The sequence below is a fragment of the Paenibacillus sp. 1SOY10 genome, from assembly GCF_056836745.1.
Map to the genome: position 1 here is coordinate 1,188,413 of NZ_JBXENK010000001.1, position 20,092 is coordinate 1,208,504.

A 20,092-nucleotide genomic window follows, 5' to 3' on the forward strand; every position below is an offset into this window, starting at 1 on the left:
AATTTCCTGACGGAGAGGACCCTTCTATTATAGCTCATTCCGGCAGGGCATTAAAGGACACGGGCAACCAAATCAGGAAGGTCGTGCCTTCCCCCCGCTTGGTCATTACCTCCACCGAGCCATCATGCTCGTCAATAATCCACTTGGCAATTGACAAACCCAGACCGGTTCCCTGAATGATTCCCCGAGACGGGTCTGCCCGGTAGAAGCGCTCGAAGATGTGGGGCACCTCACTGCGGTCCATACCGATTCCCGTATCTGCCACGCGAATCCCCACCTGATTATCTACTCGGACCGCATCCAGCCCTACGCTGCCAGCCTCCGTATACTTGAACGCATTTTCAATGAAAATGAACAACATCTGTTGCAAGTAGTCCTTGCTGCCATGAATCACGGCTCCATCAAGAGCGCTCAGATCACCCGGTACCCACTCCGCCTTCCTCGGCAGGAACTGAGCCCGCCGAACAACCTCTTCTACCACAGGACGGAACAGGAGTTGCTCCTTGTTCAGCGTCTGTCCGGCATCAGCCCGGGCCAGAGACAGCATATCATTGATCAGTCGACTCATCCGCTCGGATTCGGCGGCGATATCATCAACGGCCTCCAGCGAGAAGTTCCTTACCTGTTCGTCCTCGGCAGGCTCCAGGCTGTCTATATCCCGGTTCCACATTCGTTTGAGCAAGTCAACATTGCCCCGGATGGTTGTAAGCGGCGTTCTCAACTCATGAGAAGCATCTGATACAAAGCGACGTTGCGTTGAATAAGCCTCATCCAGCTCCCGATAGAAGCCATCGGTACGTTCCAACATATGATTAATTGTGCCAATCATTCGACCAATCTCATCATTGGGTCCGTCGTAGTCAATACGCACGCTCAGATCATTGCCTGTCTGAATCCCATTTGCCGCTTCGATAATCTTGCCAATAGGCGCCATCGATTTTCGGGCAAGGAACAGCCCCAGTGAGCTGGCGAACACAATCGTAATTAGCGAACCGAATAGCAGCATCGTTTGCATCTGCTTCATCAGCCGATCCTCTGCATTGGTATCTGCGGCCAGTTGGAGCAGCCCCACAATCGTATGCGAATCCAGCGCCAAGGCCCGCTCATATAATAGGTAGGAATTTCCGTTAATCGAAATTCTCTGGAATTTTCCGTTAATAATATCCTTCATCTCAGGCACGGGAAATCTGATCTCTCTCTCGGTTAATGCTGGAGAACGCCGAATGTTGCTTTTGACATAATTGTTGAGTTGCCAGAAAATTCGGGCATCCTCCAAGCGGATGATCTGCTCAGGCTCCAATTGCATATCCCAGCCCTGGGTTAGCGTAATGTTCTGTGTGCTGAGTATTTGCTCAGCCTGCTCTACGACCCGCTTTTTCACCTCTTGGTACGTGTTGAACCACACTAGCGCATACAGAGAAGCGCCAAATAGAATCAGCGTGACCGCTAATATTCCCGTATACCATGCTGTCAGCCGCAGCCGAATCGACATGTCAAGCGTCTCCTCTCAAGATGTAGCCAGCGCCGCGAATCGTTTGAATGATGCGTTTACCACCCGATTCCTCCGTTTTTTGGCGTAGCATGGCGATGTAGACCTCCAGCACATTTGATTCTCCGCTATAATCATAACCCCATATTTTGTCCATAATTAAGTCACGGGTTAACAGCCGCTTCGGATTCTGCATAAATAAATGAAGCAACTCAAACTCTTTAGCCGTCAGCTCCAGTCGTTGTCCACCACGCACGACTTCGCGGGAGTCCAGATCCATTACGATGTCTTCAAAAATCAGCCTCTGGCTACTGTTCTCGCCATTCCCTTCCTTCCGGCGCAGCAAGGCTCGCACCCGAGCCAGCAGCTCCTCCAGAGCAAAAGGCTTAACGAGATAGTCATCCGCTCCCGTATCCAGGCCCTTGACCCGGTTCTCTACCTCATCCTTGGCTGTCAACATGAGAACAGGAACGGTGCTCCCCCCCTCGCGCAGACGGCGACACACCTCAAAGCCGTCCACCTGAGGCATCATGACGTCCAGAATAATCAAGTCCGGGTCCTCACTCAATATCATGGACAGGCCTTCAGCCCCGTTGCGGGCCGTAGACACATCATATCCTTCAAACGCCAAGCCACGACGCAGCATGGACGTGATTTTCTCATCATCATCAATTACTAGAATTCCCGATCTCACCCAAATCTCTCCTTTTTTGACCGCTCAATCTCTTCCTGCTAATCCCATTGTACCAAAAGAAAACGCTTCGTCCCATCGGATGCAAAAAGACAGCAGGCTTTAAGTGCCTGCCGCCTTTGCTCGCCGCCATTTACCGATTGGCGTCACTTATTGCACGTTGGAGAATTGATTTCTATCGCCGATCGTCACGTCAAGATCGATGGTTCTTCCATCACGTACCACGTTCAGCGTCACCTTCTGACCAACCTGCTGCTGTTGAATGAACTCAATCAATTTTTCTTTCGTAGCAAATTTTGTTCCGTTGGCTCCAGTAATAATATCGTAAGGGCGAAGATCAGCATTATAAGCTGGTGACTTGAAGACGATATCCGTCACAATCGAGCCTTCCTTCACATCGGTCTCCATTTGCTTGGCAACCTCATCCGTCATCGTCATCAGGGTGGCCCCAATGAACGGAACCGGCTTTTGTGGAATTTCCTCATTATTCTTCAACTGTTCAATCACTTCAGTAACCGTGCTGGTAGGAATCGCAAAGCCAATCCCCTGAGCGTCAGAGCTAACCGCCACATTGATGCCGATAACTTCTCCGTTCAAGTTCAGCAACGGGCCACCGGAGTTCCCCGGATTAATCGAAGCATCCGTTTGCAATAAATGCTCGTACTCACGGTCCTTCTCTCCGTTATCCCCAGGAATCGTAATATCCCGTTCTCTCGCGCTAAGCACCCCGGTCGTTACCGTATGATCAAAGCCCTGCGGGTTACCGATGGCAACCAGCCATTCTCCAACCTGGGTATCATCCGAATTCCCCAATGGAATAGATGGGAAATTATCGTCGCCCTCAATCTTCAGTACAGCCAGATCAAGTTCATAGCTCTTGCCCAGCACCTTGGCTTCATAAGGCTTATCCGTCCCTTGGACTGTCACTTGAACCACGTCAGCATTATGAACCACATGCTCGTTTGTCAGAATATAGCCTGTTTTATCAAAAATAAACCCGGAACCAATTCCTGTCGGCACTAATTGCCCCGACCCTGAGCCGGAAGAGGAACCTCCGTCATTATTGCTGCCATTCCCGTTGCCACCAAAGCCAAAGATATCATCGCCGAAAAAGTAGCGGGAGAACGGATCGCTGCCGTAAGGGCTGGTACTGCTGCTTTGCTTGCCGGCTTCGGCAAGCGTTTCAATCTTGACCACTGCCGGACCGGCCTGATTGACCACATTGGTGACATCCCCTGAATTCGTCATTGGGTATACCGCAGTGGACGCTCTGTTCGCTGAAGACGAGTTCGCTGCCGACGAAGTGCTTGCTGCCGGTGCCGTTGTCGTAGCGGCTTGGTTCGGGGTAAATAAATTCTGCCGATCGGCAAAGAACATCGCACAAGTGACGATGAGCATCCCCGCCAGGACACCAGCTACTACCGAGCGGACCGAGGATCTTCTCGGCGGCTTGTTGTACTGCCAATTCCCGCCGTTCTTTGCGGCAGGCTTGCCTAACCCGTCACCACCACCGGCACCACCATTCTCGGAACTGCGGCGGATCATATCGTAGGATGAAGGAAGCGGTTTGACCGGTTGCGGTCTGGTAATCTCCACTTCGCCGTACTCATTGCGTTCATGGGAGCTACCTGGCACCTCTTGTTGTTCCTCATCTGACTTGCCGTAAGATTGAAAAGGACCGTAGGCATAATAGTATGAAGAGCCCGACTCCGGAGATGGTTGCGATTTAGGTTCCACCTCGTTCCCGTTCTCTCCAAAAGATTGGCCTGACTTGTTCTTTTGATTATCGTCCATGACGTTTGACCTCCTTCCCCCGTATCACTTAGGGGCAACTTGTTTTCTTGTTTTTATTCTGTACCAGAAACCTTAAATACACCTTAAAAACAATTAAAAAGGAGATAAAAGCAAAAACATAGATCAATCCGAGATTTCTTGACTAGAGCTGGACCCAGCCCTGGCGATGAGCAAAGATAGCCAATTGCGTCCGGTCCTCCAATTCACACTTCATCAATAGATTACTGACATGCGTCTTGACCGTCTTAATGCTGATATGTAATTCCTCGCCAATTTCCTTATTGCTCTTCCCCTCGGCAATCAACAACAGCACTTCCTTCTCACGCTCGGTCATGCCGAGCTCATCGCCCTGAACTGTACGTTGACGCAATCCCCTTGCAAGTGCCTGCGAGACATCACCCGTCATCACGGGCATCCCCCGATACGCTCCTTGCAGGGCATAGATGAGCTCCTCGGCTGACACCGTCTTAAGGACATAGCTGATTGCACCCGCTTCTACCGCCTGCACCACCAGATCATCCTCAAGAAAGCTGGTGAGGATAACGATCTTCATATCCTGAAATCTGCGCAGCACCTCTCTGGTCGCTTCTGCTCCGTTCATGACCGGCATCATCAAATCCATGAGGATAATATCAGGAGGTCCCCCCGGAACCCCTTGTTCCAGTAAATCTACTGCCGCTTGTCCGTCTCCGGCCTCGGCAATAACTTCGAATCCGGCATCGAGCATCAGATAGGTTTTCAAGCCCATCCGCACCATATCATGATCATCCACGATCATTACCTTAATCTTGCTCATCACGGCTTCCCCCTTGATTATCCTCAAATTTCGGAATGTGAGCCCGAATCGTCGTGCCAGCACCAGGCTTGCTGATAATTTCCACATTGCCTCCCAGCTTCTCAGCACGCTCGCTCATCGTCATTAGCCCATACGAACCCTGCTTGGGATGCCCATTTACAAATCCCTGTCCATCATCACTAATGCTAAGCACGATCCGGTGCGTTCCCTCGCGTAAGGACAAACTGACCATACCCGCTTCCGCATGCTTGACGATATTAGCCATGGCCTCCTGAATAATCAAGAACAATTGATGTTCCTTCGCTTCTGACACATTCCCCTGAATATCAACATCCTTGACGCCCTTCAGTCCATTTTGCCGACAATAATCCGGGAACCATTGATCAAGCGCCTCGGCGAGTGTCTTGCCCATCAATTCCATGGGGCGCAACTGGGCAATCAAAGCCCGCATCTGCTTCTGAGCCGTATTGGACATCTGAATCAACTGACTCATAACCATGTCCGCCTGTGCACGATTAAGCTCAAGTACCTTGGGTAGAGAGGAGGCCGACATATGTATGGCGAACAACTGCTGACTCACCGTATCATGCAAATCCCTAGCCAGGCGTCGCCGTTCCTCCAACACCGCCTTCTCGGCTGCCTGTTCCTTCTCTACGACCTCCTGCTCACCTAACTGCTGCAAAAGCTGCATCTTTTTCTCAACCGCTTCGCTCATGTTGTTGAATTCCTGGTAAACGCCGCTGAAGGTCTGATCAGCCATCTCCGGCAAGCGTACAGACAAGTTGCCCTTCGCCACCTGAAGCATACTCAAGTGCAAAGCATCAATCTTCCGCTGAATACGCCGACCGGCAATATAACCTATAATCAGCGACAAAAAGAAGATGCCCGCTATATTATAGAGCCATACCGAAGAATCCTTAACCACGATGATTCCGGTATTGGTTCCGATATAGAAGGCAACTCCCGACAAACTGCTGGTCAACAGAAAGTAACAGAGCAGCTCCCATTTCGTATTTTTTAAAATCCGTTGTACAATCATACGCTAACCCACCATATTTACTTTGATATCACCAATAAATACGCTAACGACCAGCTTGACCTTCTTGCTGGCTTCCCCATAATACGAAGATTCGGCCGTAAGACTACTCATAAAGCCGCCTTGCTTCTGGTTAAACAGCTTCAAGTCGCCGATAAAGGCACTCGACTCGGCCACCACTCCGATATCCATATCATCGGGGACAAAAATTTTCACATCCCCAATGAACGCCGAGACGTTAATACGAGTTTCCCCGTAAGGAATTTGCGCTTTTGTCAAATCAATGACCGTATCCCCGATAAAATGAGAGATATTCATCGGCGCAAGCTGGAAATAATCCTGTCCTACATGAACATCCCCGATAAAGCCGGACTTCTGTACTACAGGCCCTTGATGCTCTGCGGTATGTTCATAATAATGACTGGAATCTGCAAACTTCGGACCTGATCCAGCCTGTTTCTTCTTAGCCTCTTCCTTCTGCTCCATCGTGTCGAAAATGGAATCCAGCGGGGACTTCATTTCTGGATGATACGCAGGTGGAGCATCAAAAGGATTAGGGGGCGGCGGAGGCGGCATATCGACTTTAGGTTGACGTGGCCCTCGTAATCTTGGTTTTAATAATAAATGCAATCCGCCTGCAATCAAGACCACCGGGATTAAGTAAGGAAACATTTCCCTTGGGCTTAACATCACATACCCCATATTACGGGCCAGTAAGTAGCCCCCGACTAACATCAGTACCAAGGCCCCAATAAAGCTTCCTCCCCGGACACCACTGCCTACGAATTGAATAAGGCCAAAGTAAATAAGGATCGCTGGCCAATAAGTCCGAACCAACTCACCGATGTCGAGATAGACCACGCCGAGCAGATTCAGTAAGAAAATCACTCCTGCCCCAATCAGCAGAATGCTGGTTAATAACCTTCCAAAAAAACCGTGTTTCATTAGAATAACCTCCCGTAAACAATCCGTTAATGCCATTTTACTTGAAGCCATGACGGCTGAACAGCGGCGCAGGACGGAATGGGGCCTCGGTCTCCAGACGGAGGACCTGCCCCAAACAAATAAAAGGAGCACCCGTATCTGGATGCTCCTGCTCTCTGCGCTATAACTATTGTTGTTTACTTTCAGGAGTTGTTGCATTACGGGAAGCCTTCGCTTTTTGCGTTACAGTTGCGTTGCTTTCCTCAGCAAATTCCGCATTAAACTTCTCGTTAGGTGTTTTGTAACCTGGAGAAGCTGTTTTCTTTTGGTTTTTCATGAGTTTCACCTCCCTGTCGCATAACGCGGCAAAACCCTTAAGGTTTCATCGCTTTTGTGGCTCCTGTCACGCGGGCCACGTAGCTTATTATGCGAACAGGCGAGTCAAAATATGCGATGAATGGGGCCGAAGGTCAAATTGCCTTCTCCCACAAGTGCTCCGGGATTTCCTTACCGACTTCCATCGCTTGACCAAGCTCCTTCAGCATCGCCTCAGTCAGCTTGCCGCTGCCTTTACGGACGATCTGAACCTCAACTTCCTTCTTGCCCCACTCTTTATATACTTGCTTCGTTGTATCGAAGTAAAGATCTATCTTATGTCCACGAATGGCTGAACCTTTATCTGCCACCACGCCGTAGCCATAACCTGGAATATACAATATCGTTCCAATTGGAAACAGCTTCAGATCAGCAGCAATGGTCGATACGGTGTTTTTATCCCGCCGCACCTTCACGCCGGAATACGTAATGCCATACCCCGGATGATCAGGCTTCTTGCCGGTGGATTCAACGCCTGCGGTATATCCCGTAGCCATAACCTTTACCGTTGCTACCGCCTTGGCAGGCGACTCAGGCTTTCCTTGTTTACCTTCAGCCGTGCTGATCCCCCGCCGCTCCCGAAGCTCGCGGATAAGCCGCTCATTCTGTATGTGAGCTTGACTATCAGCCTGCGGTTGCTGCGGTGGCACAACCGTATATCCGGGCAAATCGGCAGCCACCACGAATACCAGCAAGCCGCCAAGCAATCCCCGCTTGATGAACCTTTGCCCCAAATGAAAATGACGCATGTGAAACCTCCCCCTTTATTCCGAAGGTTTTCCACATGCGCCATACTTTATACACTAAAGATGTAGCTCTTATTAGATGACGTGGTTACGAATCTCTTCTTGCAAGGCTGCAATCACTTCAGCTACCGGCTTCGCGCCAAGGTCGCCTTCGCCACGCTTACGAACCGACAATGAGCCGCTGCTTTGCTCGTTTTCGCCAACGACGAACATGTATGGAAGCTTCTCCAACTGAGCTTCGCGTATTTTATAGCCCAACTTCTCGTTGCGCAAGTCGCTTTCTACGCGAATGCCCTCTGCACGCAGTTGATCCTCAACTTCACGAGCGTAGGCTTCAAAATTGCCAGATACCGGGATCACCTTCGCCTGTACTGGAGACAGCCACAGTGGCAAATTACCGGCAAAGTTCTCTAGCAAGAAAGCAGTGAAGCGCTCCATCGTGCTGATGATACCACGGTGAATAACAACCGGACGGTGCTTCTGTCCATCATCCCCGACATATTCCAGTTCAAAGCGTTCTGGCAGCAAGAAGTCTAGCTGGCAAGTGGACAATGTTTCTTCCTTGCCAAGGGCTGTCTTGATCTGTACGTCCAGCTTTGGCCCGTAGAACGCAGCTTCCCCTTCTGCCTCATAGAATGGAAGTTCCAGGGACTCGACAACCTCGCGTAGCATCCGTTGCGACATTTCCCACATTTCGTCATCCGGGAAATACTTCTCGGTGTCCGCCGGATCACGATAGGATAAGCGGAAGCGATATTCCTTGATGCCGAAATCCTCATATACCTGTTGGATCAACTGGATTACACGGGCGAACTCTTCCTTGATTTGATCAGGACGACAGAAGATATGCGCGTCGTTAAGCGTCATGGCGCGAACCCGGTGCAGCCCGGTAAGAGCCCCGGACATCTCATAACGATGCATCAAGCCCAGTTCCCCTACGCGTACTGGCAGGTCACGATAACTGCGCATCTCGCTCTTATACACCATCATATGGTGCGGACAGTTCATCGGACGTAGAACAAATTCCTCATTATCCAGCACCATCTTCGGGAACATGTCCTCTTGATAATGCTCCCAGTGCCCGGAGGTTTTGTAGAGCTCAACATTGCCCATCACCGGAGTATACACATGCTGGTAACCAAGCCGTTCCTCAATATCCACGATATAGCGCTCCAGCGTACGGCGCAGAGTAGCACCCTTCGGCAGCCAGATCGGCAAGCCCTGACCGACCAGATTATTGAACGTAAAGAAGTTGAGTTCCTTCCCTAGCTTGCGGTGGTCTCTCTTCTTCGCTTCTTCCAGGAAATGCAGATGCTGCTCCAGTTCCGCCTTTTTCATGAACGCTGTGCCATAAATACGTTGCAGCATTTTATTATTGCTGTTACCGCGCCAGTAAGCCCCGGCCACGCTTAACAGCTTGAATACTTTAATTTTGCCAGTAGAAGGTACGTGAGGCCCCCGACACAGGTCGAAGAATTCGCCTTGATCATAAATAGAGATCACGCTATCCTCGGGCAAATCGCGAATCAATTCCAACTTGTAAGGATCACCAAGTTCCGTGAAGATGGCGATCGCTTCCTCCCGGCTCACTTCCCGGCGAGTAATCGGTAAATTCTCACCGATGATGCGTTCCATTTCCTTCTCGATCTTCTGCAAATCCTCAGGGTTTAATGGTTGTTCCAAATCCATATCGTAGTAGAACCCATCCTCGATTACAGGTCCAATCCCCAATTTAACCTCTTTGTTGCCGAACAAGCGCTTCACGGCCTGAGCCATTAAGTGAGCACTGCTGTGGCGCATGATTTCCAGGCCATCGCTACTGTCACCTGTGATAATTTCCACCTTGGCTCCATCCACTAATTCTGTACTTAAATCCACCGCAACCCCGTTTAACTTACCCGCCAATGCACTTTTACGCAGGCCGCTGCTGATGGAAGCCGCAACATCCTCAAAGCTGCTGCCTTTGGCGTATTCCCGGACCGAACCATCCGGCAATGAAATAGATACTGTCACTGTCTTCTCCTCCTTGAAATATGGTAGATCCGGAGGCGGACAAAACAAAAAACGCCCGTCCCGGAAAGGGACGAGCGTTATATACCCGTGGTTCCACCCTCATTCGGCCTCCCCGCTGCATTTAATACCAACGAGACAGACCCTTATTCGGCATTGAGTAACGGCAATGAACCGGCAATCCCTACTACTGCCAAGAACGGTAGAGGTTCAGGAATGCAGCTACAAAGGGGTAAACCAAAATTGAAACCGAAGGGAATTTCAGCCAAGTTCCCTCTCTCTGAGCTGTTCAAGCCTTTTGATTCATGTCTTTGTCAACGCTTTTCAACTTCGGAGTAATTATAAGCCAATTCTCCCTTACTCGTCAAGGCAAAGAGCCCGGGTCTTAGAACTCCCGGGTTAGAGCCGCTGATCCAAGCTTGCGCATCTCTTGATGAAACAATTGGCAATGCGGGCACAACAGGCATAATTCCACCCGTTCTCCAAAAATACGCCTGATCGTTGTTACAATCTGCGCATCGGGCTCCTGCGTATGCAATAAAATACGTTCGGGGGACAATGAGATTAAGGTGCTTACGATCACGTCCTCCATTTGAATTTCCTGATCGGCAATTCGAGCAACCACGCCACCTGAGCTAGGAACTTGAATGGATGTGAATTGCTCATTCAGGATGGAAAATTCCGGACCCTGCTTATGCATTAAGTGTACCAGGGGTGTCAGCGTCTCCTGTAAGCCAACAAAATACTGAAGCAAGCTGATAAACTCCTCATATTGCTGATCATGCAAATAGTCATCCGTTGCCAGGTCAATGGCTTCGCTTAGCAAAGCATCATATGCCTTTAGTCGAAACGCAGCAAAGCCGCTTAAATGAAGCTGCGGACTAGTCAGCAGATAATGAACCAATTCCTTATGGATTAAGGCGGTCCTCCGCCCCCACTCCCCGTTCTCCGGATGATTGGTCAGCATACTCATGACAGCCTCTCCAATGAGTTGCTCCTCTTCATACGAAGCAAAGCTGTACTCTCGTTTCATCATGCGTAGCACACGCTTCGGTTCCTCTACTTCAACCAGATATTTCGCTAACTCCCGCGCCAGAACATCGATCAAGGAGTTGCCATCTTGTCCTCCCTGAGGCGACATCGAGCTTTCCATTCCCAGCACCGCTTCCAGCCATTCTCCAGGAGCCATACCAAAGCTCACACTTACCTTAAGATCGTGTACATGTTGCAATTTACGTACAACCTCATATATCGTATCCTTAAATCGCTCATCCGCTTCCGCGGAGGCGCAATCGATTCGTACCGAGAAAAAATCCATGAACCTGGCCCCCTTCCGCTTCCTCCTCCAAGTATATGGTGGTGAGGAAACGGATATACAGAAAACCGTTCATGGAATGAAAGGCAACTTTACCATCAAGCTGCCAGAGTAATATTTAGTTTTGCATAATGAAGTCGCGCTCAATCGTGCTCTCTTCATCAAACTTGCGTAGAATATCATATCTGGTATTGCGCTGTGCCGGGATTTTCCCCGCTTCACGAATGATGGACAATATGGACTCAATGTTCACCTTATACGTTGCACCAGCCGATGATACAACATTCTCTTCGATCATCGTGCTGCCAAAATCATTACAGCCATATTGCAAGGAGAGCTTGCCGACCTCTGGTCCCATCGTAACCCAAGAGGATTGGAAATTCTTAATATTATCAAGAACAATGCGGCTGATGGCTACCGTCTTCAAATAGGATTCCGGCGTTTGGCGCTCGGCCTTCAGATTGGTATTATCCGGCTGGAAGGTCCATGGGATAAAGGCCAAGAATCCTTCCGATGGGTACTTGTTCGCAATACATTCATCCTGAGCTTCGCGTACCCGCAACAGATGCAGCGCACGCTCTTCCATCGACTCACCGAACCCGATCACCATCGTTGCCGTAGTGTTCATTCCGATTTTGTGAGCCGTCTGCATCACATCCATCCAGTCTCGCCAGGAGCCCTTCAAACGGCTAATCTTGCGACGTGTACGATCATCCAGAATTTCCGCTCCACCACCTGGCAGCGAATCCAGGCCTGCTGCATGAATCTGGCGCACTACTTCCTCCAGTGACAAGCCTTCAGATACATCCTTCATTTTCAATATTTCGGCTGGGGAGAAGGAATGCATCGTAATATCCGGGAACCGTTCTTTGATGGCTTTAAGTAAATTCGTATAATAGCTGAACGGCAAATTCGGATTTGTTCCGCCCTGCATCAGAATTTCTGTCCCGCCAACATCGATCGTCTCCTGGATCTTCTGGAAGATGGCCTCATCTGGCAGCACGTAACCTTCTTCGGAACCGGGACGGCGGTAAAACGCGCAGAAACGGCAATAAACATCACAAATATTCGTATAGTTGACATTCCGTCCAATGACAAAGGTGGTAATGGGTTCTGGGTGTCTGCGTTCCATCAAAATGTTAGCGGTGTGCCCTATCTTCTCCACTTCATCGGATTCAAACAACTGGACCGTATCCTCCAGGTCCAAGCGTCCGCCTTGGAGCGCTTTGTTCAATATATCGTCAATTGCAGTCATCGGCTTCACTGCCTCCTTAACACTATAAAAATAGAAATATAAATGCTGAAAATTTAAAATGATAGCTCAATCGTAACACAATCACGGGCAGAAAAACAAAAGAAAAAAAGGCCGCTACCGCGCGGCCTTTAGAATTAACGTAACATCAGCAATTTTTCAAGGCTTGCTCCAAATCGGCAATCAAATCATCGATATCCTCCAGACCCACCGAGAAACGCAGCAGTCCGTCGGTAATCCCTCGCTCTGCGCGAACCTCTGGTGGCATGGAAGCATGGGACATCATTGCCGGATAAGACAGGATGCTCTCCACTGCTCCGAGGCTTACCGCTACCAGTGGCAGCTTAACTAAATTCAGCAACTGCTTAGCCCGCTCGCCGGAGCCTACATCGAAGGAAACCACAGCACCATACCCACTGGATTGCTTCTCCTGAATAGCCCGTCCCGGATGATCTGGCAACCCTGGATAGAAGACCGCTTCGATATCCTCGCGGCGGCTCAGCCAATCGGCAAGCTTACGAGTGCTGATCTCGCAATGCGCCATACGTGTCGCTAGCGTCTTCATGCCACGCATGAGTAACCAGGAATCCTGAGGACCCAGCACCGTTCCTAGACCATTTTGCACATATTTGAGTTGTTTGGCCAGTTCTTCTGTTCGCGCTACGGCCAATCCCGCCAGCACATCACTGTGACCGCCAAGAAATTTGGTCGCGCTATGCAACACGATATCCGCACCAAGCTCGATAGGACGTTGATAATAAGGAGTCATAAACGTATTATCGATGATGCTGATCAGTTGGTGCTCCCGCGCCCAAGCAGCAATATCCGCAATGTCTGTGATTTTTAGAGTCGGATTGGAGGGAGTCTCCATGTACACGGCCTTGGTATTGGACTTAATCGCAGCCTTCACTTCTTCAGGCTTGGTCATATCCACAAAGGTTGCTTCAATATTCATCCGGCTTAAAATGCTCGTCAGAAGCCGATACGTTCCCCCATAGACATCTTCGGTCACGATGATATGATCTCCTGCTGAGAAGATCATGAAGGTGGAAGAAATCGCAGCCATTCCGCTGGCAAAAGCAAAGCCTTGCACCCCGCCCTCAAGCACGGCGATATAATCCTCTAACGCCTGACGCGTCGGATTACCGGAACGGCTGTAATCATACAATGGCGGATTGAAAATATCGTGATGATGGAATGTGGAAGCTTGATAAATAGGTACACTGGATGCACCCGTTTCCTTATCTACTTCATTGCCGAAATGAATCAGTTTCGTTCCGAATTTGGGCTCTTGCCCCTGCCGCTCTTGCTCACTCATTAAGCTTGTCCTCCTTCAACTTCCTGACGTGCCGCTTCCAGCGCCGCGCTCAGATCAGCAATCAAATCGTCTACATGTTCAATCCCGACGGAGAAGCGCAGCAAGCGATCGTCAACGCCAACGGCCTCACGGATTTCCACTGGGATATCCGCATGGGTTTGCACGGCAGGATAAGTCATTAAGGACTCCACGCCGCCCAGACTTTCGGCAAAAGCAATCAGTTTCAGGTGGCGCAACACGGGCTCCACATAACGGGCATCCGTCACTTTAAAAGAGAATATCCCGGTATTACCGCTGGATTGCTTGCGTTGAATTGCATATCCCGCATGCTCCTCCAGACCCGGATAGAATACCTCGGCAATCTGCGGATGCGTCTGCAAATATTTAGCAATGGTCAATGCATTGCTCTGATGTCGTTCCATCCGTAGCGCCAAAGTCTTCATGCCGCGCATTAACTGATAGGAATCCGAGGGACTCAGCACCGCCCCAATCGAGTTATGCAGCATTCCAATTTCAGCGGACAGCTCCTGCCCCTTTGTTATTATAAGACCCGCCAGTACATCATTGTGTCCACCCAGATATTTAGTGGCACTGTGCACGACGATATCGGCTCCCAGTTCCAGCGGCCGCTGGAAATAAGGAGTCAACAGCGTGTTATCCACAATCGTCAGCAGATTGTGGCTACGAGCCCAATCAGCTACGGCTTCAATGTCCGTAATCATCATCAGCGGATTTGTCGGTGATTCAATAATTACTGCTTTGGTATTAGGTTGACGAACGCTTTCTAGTGCTGTGAGGTCATTGGTATCCACATAAGAAGACGTCACGCCATATTTGGACATAATCCGTTCCAGCAAACGATAAGTCCCTCCATACAAGTCCAAAGACACGATGAGATGGTCCCCTTGGGCAAACAGCATAAAGACCGTCTGCAAGGCAGCCATCCCGGAGCTACAGGCAAACCCGGCATCACCGGACTCCAAAGCTGCGGCCGCTTCCTCCAATACGGCGCGGGTTGGACTCTTCGTGCGGGCATAATCGAACCCCGTGCTTTGACCCAGCCGAGGATGGCGGAATGCCGTTGCTTGATAAATAGGATAGTTAACGGCACCCGTCACCGGCTCTTCCAATGAACCGATTTGTGCCAATATACTCTCAATGCGCCACTCTTTTCGTTGCTCCCCCACCTGTAATCACTCCTGCCTTAAATTTGATATACAAAGTCCGCCAACTGATCGATGTCATATGGCGTTTCTTGATACACATAGTAGTTTAGCCAATTGGAAAACAAAAGGTTGGCATGGGCACGCCAGGTAGACCTGGGCGCCTTGGAAGGATCATCGTTTGGATAATAGTTCACCGGCAATTCAATCTCCATCCCTTTGGCGACGTCCCGGTCGTATTCCCATTTCAGAGAATGGGGATCATATTCCGAATGTCCAGTCACGAAGATTTGCTTGCCATCCTGACCAGCCACCAGATAAATGCCTGCCTCCTCGGATTCTGCCAATATCTTGAGCTCCGGCTGACGTTCAATATCAGAACGCAATACATCGGTATGACGGGAATGCGGAACCTGAAACGCTTCATCAAACCCGCGCAGCAGCTTCACATGGGGATCGGTAACCGCATGGGAGAACACGCCAAAGCACTTCTTCTCCAGTGGTATCTTCCGTACCCCGTAATGGTGATACAAGCCGGCTTGCGCCGCCCAACAAATATGCATGGTGGAAGTCACATGTGTTTTGGTCCACTCGAAGATCTCCTGCAATTCCGACCAATAATTGACCTCTTCAAATTCCAGTTGTTCCACCGGAGCCCCTGTCACAATCATTCCGTCGAACCGGAGATTCTTGATTTCCTCAAAGGTCTTGTAGAACATTTCCAAATGTTCTGCCGGGGTGTTCTTTGAAGTATGTGAACCAGGATGCAGCAATACGATTTCCACTTGAAGCGGTGTATTACCGAGCAAACGCAAAATTTGAGACTCTGTCGTCTCCTTGGTTGGCATCAAATTCAGAATCGCGATGCGCAGAGGACGAATATCTTGCTGATAGGCGCGGCTCTCGTCCATGACGAAAATATTTTCGCTCGTCAGCACTTCCTTGGCCGGCAAGTGATCCGGTACTTTGATCGGCATGGTTTAAGATCAACTCCTTCTTGTTGTAGCGTCAAATCATATCGTTTGAACGAAGGGGCATAGTAGTACAAGAAATGACCTCTCTCACGGGGGAGAAAGGTCATTACGTATCCGGTATGCGCCTCTCTCATCTCTCAGAAACGGACAAGCCATTATAGCTTGCTCGCTCTGCAAGAATTAGCACCGCTGCGATGGGTTACATCGCCGGTTGCCGGGTATCATCGGGCTAGTCCCTCCACCTGCTCTTGATAAGATTTCGCTATATTTAATTGGCTTAAGGAAATGCGGCTCTAATGCCTACTCCCTGTCATCACTTTAATGTATCAGAGGGCATTCCGTCAAGAACCTGGGAGAAAAATCACAATATATGTTTTAGGTTGAAACATGGCATTGGCAGGCGTTATACTAGACAAGTGCCTTGAGAGCCCGATTAGGCTTAAGGCCAACGCTTAACGCGAACAAAACTGGCAATAGTGAGGTGAAACCGAGGATGGAAGGCGACCCGAGTCCGCAGAGGACTACCCAGGTATTACAATTGCATAGGAAACCGAACCGCTGGGTGCCCGCGGAACGCTTGCGGCACTTTCGTTTCCCGGTGTTTGCATAAACGCCTTTTTTGACGTTACGAGGTAACCAGCCTTCTCTTTCCTATGCTCTAAGCAGAGCAAACCCTGGCCACAAGTGTCTGGGGGAAAGGGAGTGAAAGTTTATGAAAATCCGTCATGTCAAAGCCGGCGTATTCACTACGGTTGAGAATGTGGAGTTAACGACTACCGCACCGGAGGAAGGCTTCTACTGGATTGATGCGGATGCAAGTGATCTGGCATTGTTACAGCCATTATTCTCCTTGCATGATTTGGCTGTAGAGGATTGCCTGACCGAAGAGGAGCAGCGTCCCAAGATTGAAACTTATGATAACCATTACTTTATCGTGGTTAACAGCATTCGCTACGATGACGAGGAAATTTTCCTGCGCGCTTTGAGTATTTTCTTGGGGCGGCACTATATTATTACGGTTACTAAACAAAAAATTAACGAATTGCGGGCGGTAAAACCAATTCTCTGGGAGCAAGAGGTTAGCGAACCGGACCGCTTTTTATACCTGTTAGTCGACTTAGTCGTCGATAATTACTTCACGGTTGGTGACCGGATCGAAGTCAAGATTGAGAAGCTCGAAGAGGATATTCTGATGCACACCAAGCGCTCTCATCTTAACGAAATCATCGGGCTACGAAGCGAAATTTTGTGGTTAAAGAAAGTGCTCGGCCCTCAAAAGGAAGTCATCAATATACTCAACAAGAAAGATTTGCGGCTTATTGATGACCAATTGCAGAAGTATTTTAGCGATATACATGAAAATGCGGTTAAAATATCGGAGAACTTTGATACATTTCGAGAACTGGTAGGCAACTTACGTGAAGCTTATCAAGCCGCCATCGCCAATCGAGCCAACGAGATCATGCGTGTTTTTACGGCGATTACGACGATCTTCATTCCGCTTACGCTGATTACCGGTATTTACGGAATGAACTTCGATAACATGCCTGAGCTGCATTCCCCTTACGGATATTTCATTGTCCTGGGCATTATGGCTGTACTTGGCTTCGGCATGTTCTTCATCTTCCGAAAAAGGGATTGGATATAAAGCTGATAAAGGCTAACGGGGGCAATTACACTTGCCCTATCGTTGGCCTTTATTCATGTGGTACCTTAGCCTGCCTGACGAACGCTTTCCTGATGATTGCGGTAGCGGATGCGAATGAGCCGCAAACGCTCATACAGCGTATCAACTCCTCCGCCATCGGCAGTATGCTCACCATACACCTTGTGTAGCACCGGCTTCAACAGAGCATCGCCCAGTTCTTCGTATGCTTGCCAGACCGCTTGCTGTTCTTCTTCAGGCATCTCTGCAAGCTCCAATCCAACTAGCTGCTCGGTACTGTAGCCCTCCTTGCCCAAATCCTCTAGCAGTTCAATGGCCTCCCGGCGTTCCAGCCCCGTTCTTTGGCAAATGTCTGCTAACTTAAGATTGGCGGCCAATGCCTCCAGCACAGCCCGGCGAACACTGTACTTCTCCATCTCCTCGCGGTATTTGTTCTCCTTCTGCTTGTACATCCAGGAACGGAACACCTCGGCGTCCAGTTCCGCGTCTACCCAATCCAAAGGAAAGGCCTTTACTTGCGGCTCTCCTCGGGTGATATCCAGCACCTCGGCACCATATTCACTCGCCTTGTTCTGTCCGACACCAGGCAGTTGCAATAGTTCCTCTTCCGTCTGAGGCAGGAACACACTGATCATCCGCAACAATCGATTGCTGCCGATCAGATAGGGAGCTTTATGTTCCGCGGAGGCTTTCTTTCTCCGCCAAGCTGCCAGTTTGTCATACACCGGGGCATTCTCATGAATTTCGCTATAACAAAATAGCTTCTGCGCCGCTAAGCCACGTCTACTGAGAGCTTGTCCTTCACTCCAGATTCCTTCTACAACGGGGTGAAACCCCTCCGCCATTCTGGCTGCCAGGCGGTGACGATAAATGTAGAGCATCTCCGACCAGGAGGCTCCCTCATACCACAGCTCCTCCTGCTGTCCATCAGCCGTCAACTCGTTCCAGCCCATCTGCCATACCCCCTCTTCTTCCCCGATCCAAACCTGGGCTCCTTTCTTCACTACCCCGTCAGCCTTCTTCTCCAAGCTGTTCAGAAATACAATTCGCATCCATCCCGCCTCCTTAAATGTTCGGTTACGGAAGCTATATAAGTTAAAATAATAAATCTGCAAAAAAGCAGACAAGAATAACTTATATAGGCATTTGTCTGCTCAAGAAAAACGCAAAAAAGCACCTCTGTGCGCTAAGCGCAACAGAGGTGCTTCCTCCAGACGTAACCTAATATCCCTAATAATACCACATTCTATTTGACTGTCAATGCACAATTATTGATGCTACCTATCTCTATTTTTTTCGGTATAATAGTGACAAACATTTCCTCAAATAGAGGGTGTTCAACTCGCACTCATACCTAAGGAGGCTTAACCGATGAATGCGCCACGTCAAGAACTTGATTTCCTATCCGATAGCACGGAGAGTACCTCAACCCGATTCGTTACCTTCATCGGCGGTTCGTTAAAACGGTTTGACTTGGCCGTTACTACAACCAGCCGTTTCTACGGCAAGAAGCTGGTAGCCGACATGCAGAATGGCCGAACCGCTATTCTTGGTACCGATGATCTGGATGAAGAGGGTTATCTCGAACATCTCTTTAGCTTAAACGAAGAGGAAGCTGGTGAGCTTCGCACCTTTCTCTATCAAGTCCTCGGCGATCCCTACTTTACGGATTAATGGCCTAGACAACACCAAGCCATGAACTAACGCTCGCCATTTCCAGCTCCTCAAATTTCGATATGACCAGCGAAGGATTGAGCTCAAAGCGGCAGACACCAGCCTCACAGTTCAATTCTACGTCGCAACGGATCGTTGCCAATTGCCGGGATAAATGCAGCATATCCAAATCGGTCTCAATTTTGGTTCGGATCGATTTGGATAACTGCTCCAGGCTGGCCAAGATGCCTTCAATAGAGCCATATTCCTGCACCAGCTTCAGGGCCGTCTTCTCTCCAATGCCCCGCACACCAGGGTAATTATCGCTTGTATCTCCCATCAAGCCCTTCAAATCGATGATCTGCTCTGGAGTCAAGCCTTTCTCTTCCTTCAAGACTTCTGGCGTATATACCATATAATTGCCATGGCCCTTTTTCATAATAAGGACATGAGTACGCTCGCTGACCAGTTGCAACATATCATGATCTCCTGTCAGCACCAGCACATCCATGCCCTCTTGTCCAAAACGGGAAGAAAGGGTCCCGATGCAATCGTCCGCCTCATAGCCAGGACAGCTAATATTAGGGATTCCCAAGCTATCCATCACTTCACGAATGATGGAAAACTGCGGAATCAGCTCATCCGGAGCCTCTGAACGATTCCCTTTGTACTGGCTGAATTGCTCAGTTCGAAACGTCTTGCTCCCCAAATCCCAGCAACAAGCAATATGTGTTGGTCCAAACCGCTGCACAGCATCCCAGAAATAACGCATAAATCCATACACTGCATTTGTCGGCAATCCCGCTTTTGTCCGGCGGATATAGCCCGAAGCCGCCGATGCATAATAAGCCCGGAACATCAAGGCCATGCCATCGACCAACATGATCGTA

The 20,092-nt window shown here is 49.6% G+C and carries 18 protein-coding genes and 1 riboswitch; of the genes, 2 read left to right on the forward strand and 16 right to left on the reverse strand.

The window, feature by feature from the left end:
* Positions 1–34 precede the first annotated feature (34 nt).
* The 14 genes from AC1VOR_RS05485 to metA form a co-directional block, all read right to left on the reverse strand.
* Positions 35–1,492, reverse strand: coding sequence for a sensor histidine kinase (locus AC1VOR_RS05485; protein ID WP_482616288.1), 1,458 nt, complete (start codon positions 1,490–1,492; stop codon positions 35–37).
* A 1-nt stretch (position 1,493) separates the two neighbouring features.
* Positions 1,494–2,183 (reverse strand): response regulator transcription factor, encoded by a 690-nt coding sequence (locus tag AC1VOR_RS05490; RefSeq protein WP_059051704.1) that lies wholly within the window; start codon positions 2,181–2,183, stop codon positions 1,494–1,496.
* A 147-nt stretch (positions 2,184–2,330) separates the two neighbouring features.
* Entirely contained in the window at positions 2,331–3,974 is a 1,644-nt protein-coding gene (locus AC1VOR_RS05495) for a S1C family serine protease (protein WP_482616291.1), read from the reverse strand.
* 142 nt (positions 3,975–4,116) lie between these two features.
* Entirely contained in the window at positions 4,117–4,770 is a 654-nt protein-coding gene (locus tag AC1VOR_RS05500) for a response regulator (RefSeq protein ID WP_059051700.1), read from the reverse strand.
* Positions 4,757–5,809, reverse strand: coding sequence for a histidine kinase (locus AC1VOR_RS05505; RefSeq protein WP_482616293.1), 1,053 nt, complete (start codon positions 5,807–5,809; stop codon positions 4,757–4,759). Before AC1VOR_RS05505 ends, AC1VOR_RS05500 begins: the two co-directional genes overlap by 14 nt.
* 3 nt (positions 5,810–5,812) lie before the next feature.
* A complete protein-coding gene (liaF, locus tag AC1VOR_RS05510) occupies positions 5,813–6,751 on the reverse strand; it encodes a cell wall-active antibiotics response protein LiaF (protein WP_482616295.1) in 939 nt (312 codons plus the stop codon).
* Positions 6,752–6,917: 166 nt separating this feature from the next.
* The gene (locus tag AC1VOR_RS05515; protein WP_187377795.1) at positions 6,918–7,067 is read right to left on the reverse strand and encodes a hypothetical protein; all 150 of its coding nucleotides are present in this window, start codon (positions 7,065–7,067) and stop codon (positions 6,918–6,920) included.
* 133 nt (positions 7,068–7,200) lie between these two features.
* Positions 7,201–7,854: a 3D domain-containing protein gene (locus tag AC1VOR_RS05520; protein ID WP_482616296.1), complete on the reverse strand. Its 654-nt coding sequence runs from the start codon at positions 7,852–7,854 to the stop codon at positions 7,201–7,203.
* 72 nt (positions 7,855–7,926) lie between these two features.
* Positions 7,927–9,864 (reverse strand): threonine--tRNA ligase, encoded by a 1,938-nt coding sequence (gene thrS, locus AC1VOR_RS05525; protein WP_482616297.1) that lies wholly within the window; start codon positions 9,862–9,864, stop codon positions 7,927–7,929.
* 382 nt (positions 9,865–10,246) lie between these two features.
* Positions 10,247–11,179, reverse strand: a complete 933-nt coding sequence (locus AC1VOR_RS05530) for a putative sporulation protein YtxC (RefSeq protein ID WP_482616298.1) — start codon at positions 11,177–11,179, stop codon at positions 10,247–10,249.
* 115 nt (positions 11,180–11,294) lie between these two features.
* Positions 11,295–12,431: a cyclic dehypoxanthinyl futalosine synthase gene (gene mqnC / locus AC1VOR_RS05535; RefSeq protein ID WP_059051690.1), complete on the reverse strand. Its 1,137-nt coding sequence runs from the start codon at positions 12,429–12,431 to the stop codon at positions 11,295–11,297.
* Positions 12,432–12,576: 145 nt separating this feature from the next.
* Positions 12,577–13,746, reverse strand: a complete 1,170-nt coding sequence (locus AC1VOR_RS05540; RefSeq protein ID WP_482616299.1) for a trans-sulfuration enzyme family protein — start codon at positions 13,744–13,746, stop codon at positions 12,577–12,579.
* Complete coding sequence (locus AC1VOR_RS05545) at positions 13,746–14,933, reverse strand: aminotransferase class I/II-fold pyridoxal phosphate-dependent enzyme (RefSeq protein WP_059051686.1); 1,188 nt, start codon at positions 14,931–14,933, stop codon at positions 13,746–13,748. Before AC1VOR_RS05545 ends, AC1VOR_RS05540 begins: the two co-directional genes overlap by 1 nt.
* 17 nt (positions 14,934–14,950) lie before the next feature.
* Positions 14,951–15,886 (reverse strand): homoserine O-acetyltransferase MetA, encoded by a 936-nt coding sequence (metA, locus tag AC1VOR_RS05550; protein ID WP_059051684.1) that lies wholly within the window; start codon positions 15,884–15,886, stop codon positions 14,951–14,953.
* A gap of 124 nt (positions 15,887–16,010) precedes the next feature.
* Positions 16,011–16,141, reverse strand: a riboswitch (SAM riboswitch).
* A gap of 454 nt (positions 16,142–16,595) precedes the next feature.
* Between metA and corA the strand changes: the two genes are divergently transcribed.
* A complete protein-coding gene (gene corA, locus AC1VOR_RS05555; protein ID WP_059051682.1) occupies positions 16,596–17,531 on the forward strand; it encodes a magnesium/cobalt transporter CorA in 936 nt (311 codons plus the stop codon).
* A gap of 65 nt (positions 17,532–17,596) precedes the next feature.
* On the opposite strand, the gene AC1VOR_RS05560 is transcribed toward corA, so the two are convergent.
* On the reverse strand, positions 17,597–18,601 hold the full coding sequence (locus tag AC1VOR_RS05560; RefSeq protein WP_482616301.1) for an HRDC domain-containing protein: 1,005 nt from the start codon (positions 18,599–18,601) through the stop codon (positions 17,597–17,599).
* 319 nt (positions 18,602–18,920) lie between these two features.
* On the opposite strand from AC1VOR_RS05560, the gene AC1VOR_RS05565 reads away from it, so the two are divergent.
* Positions 18,921–19,223: a DUF3055 domain-containing protein gene (locus AC1VOR_RS05565; RefSeq protein WP_059051678.1), complete on the forward strand. Its 303-nt coding sequence runs from the start codon at positions 18,921–18,923 to the stop codon at positions 19,221–19,223.
* Between the two features lie 4 nt (positions 19,224–19,227).
* On the opposite strand, the gene AC1VOR_RS05570 is transcribed toward AC1VOR_RS05565, so the two are convergent.
* On the reverse strand, positions 19,228–20,085 hold the full coding sequence (locus AC1VOR_RS05570; RefSeq protein ID WP_089153480.1) for a 5'-3' exonuclease: 858 nt from the start codon (positions 20,083–20,085) through the stop codon (positions 19,228–19,230).
* Positions 20,086–20,092 lie beyond the last annotated feature (7 nt).

Bases quoted from the DNA above. Each gene is read 5' to 3' on its own strand.
- AC1VOR_RS05485 (WP_482616288.1), bottom strand. From the start codon at position 1,492: ATGTCGATTCGGCTGCGGCTGACAGCATGGTATACGGGAATATTAGCG.
- AC1VOR_RS05495 (WP_482616291.1), bottom strand. From the start codon at position 3,974: ATGGACGATAATCAAAAGAACAAGTCAGGCCAATCTTTTGGAGAGAAC.
- AC1VOR_RS05500 (WP_059051700.1), bottom strand. From the start codon at position 4,770: ATGAGCAAGATTAAGGTAATGATCGTGGATGATCATGATATGGTGCGG.
- AC1VOR_RS05505 (WP_482616293.1), bottom strand. From the start codon at position 5,809: ATGATTGTACAACGGATTTTAAAAAATACGAAATGGGAGCTGCTCTGT.
- liaF (WP_482616295.1), bottom strand. From the start codon at position 6,751: ATGAAACACGGTTTTTTTGGAAGGTTATTAACCAGCATTCTGCTGATT.
- AC1VOR_RS05515 (WP_187377795.1), bottom strand. From the start codon at position 7,067: ATGAAAAACCAAAAGAAAACAGCTTCTCCAGGTTACAAAACACCTAAC.
- AC1VOR_RS05520 (WP_482616296.1), bottom strand. From the start codon at position 7,854: ATGCGTCATTTTCATTTGGGGCAAAGGTTCATCAAGCGGGGATTGCTT.
- AC1VOR_RS05530 (WP_482616298.1), bottom strand. From the start codon at position 11,179: ATGGATTTTTTCTCGGTACGAATCGATTGCGCCTCCGCGGAAGCGGAT.
- mqnC (WP_059051690.1), bottom strand. From the start codon at position 12,431: ATGACTGCAATTGACGATATATTGAACAAAGCGCTCCAAGGCGGACGC.
- AC1VOR_RS05540 (WP_482616299.1), bottom strand. From the start codon at position 13,746: ATGAGTGAGCAAGAGCGGCAGGGGCAAGAGCCCAAATTCGGAACGAAA.
- metA (WP_059051684.1), bottom strand. From the start codon at position 15,886: ATGCCGATCAAAGTACCGGATCACTTGCCGGCCAAGGAAGTGCTGACG.
- corA (WP_059051682.1), top strand. From the start codon at position 16,596: ATGAAAATCCGTCATGTCAAAGCCGGCGTATTCACTACGGTTGAGAAT.
- AC1VOR_RS05560 (WP_482616301.1), bottom strand. From the start codon at position 18,601: ATGCGAATTGTATTTCTGAACAGCTTGGAGAAGAAGGCTGACGGGGTA.
- AC1VOR_RS05565 (WP_059051678.1), top strand. From the start codon at position 18,921: ATGAATGCGCCACGTCAAGAACTTGATTTCCTATCCGATAGCACGGAG.
- AC1VOR_RS05570 (WP_089153480.1), bottom strand. From the start codon at position 20,085: ATGTTGGTCGATGGCATGGCCTTGATGTTCCGGGCTTATTATGCATCG.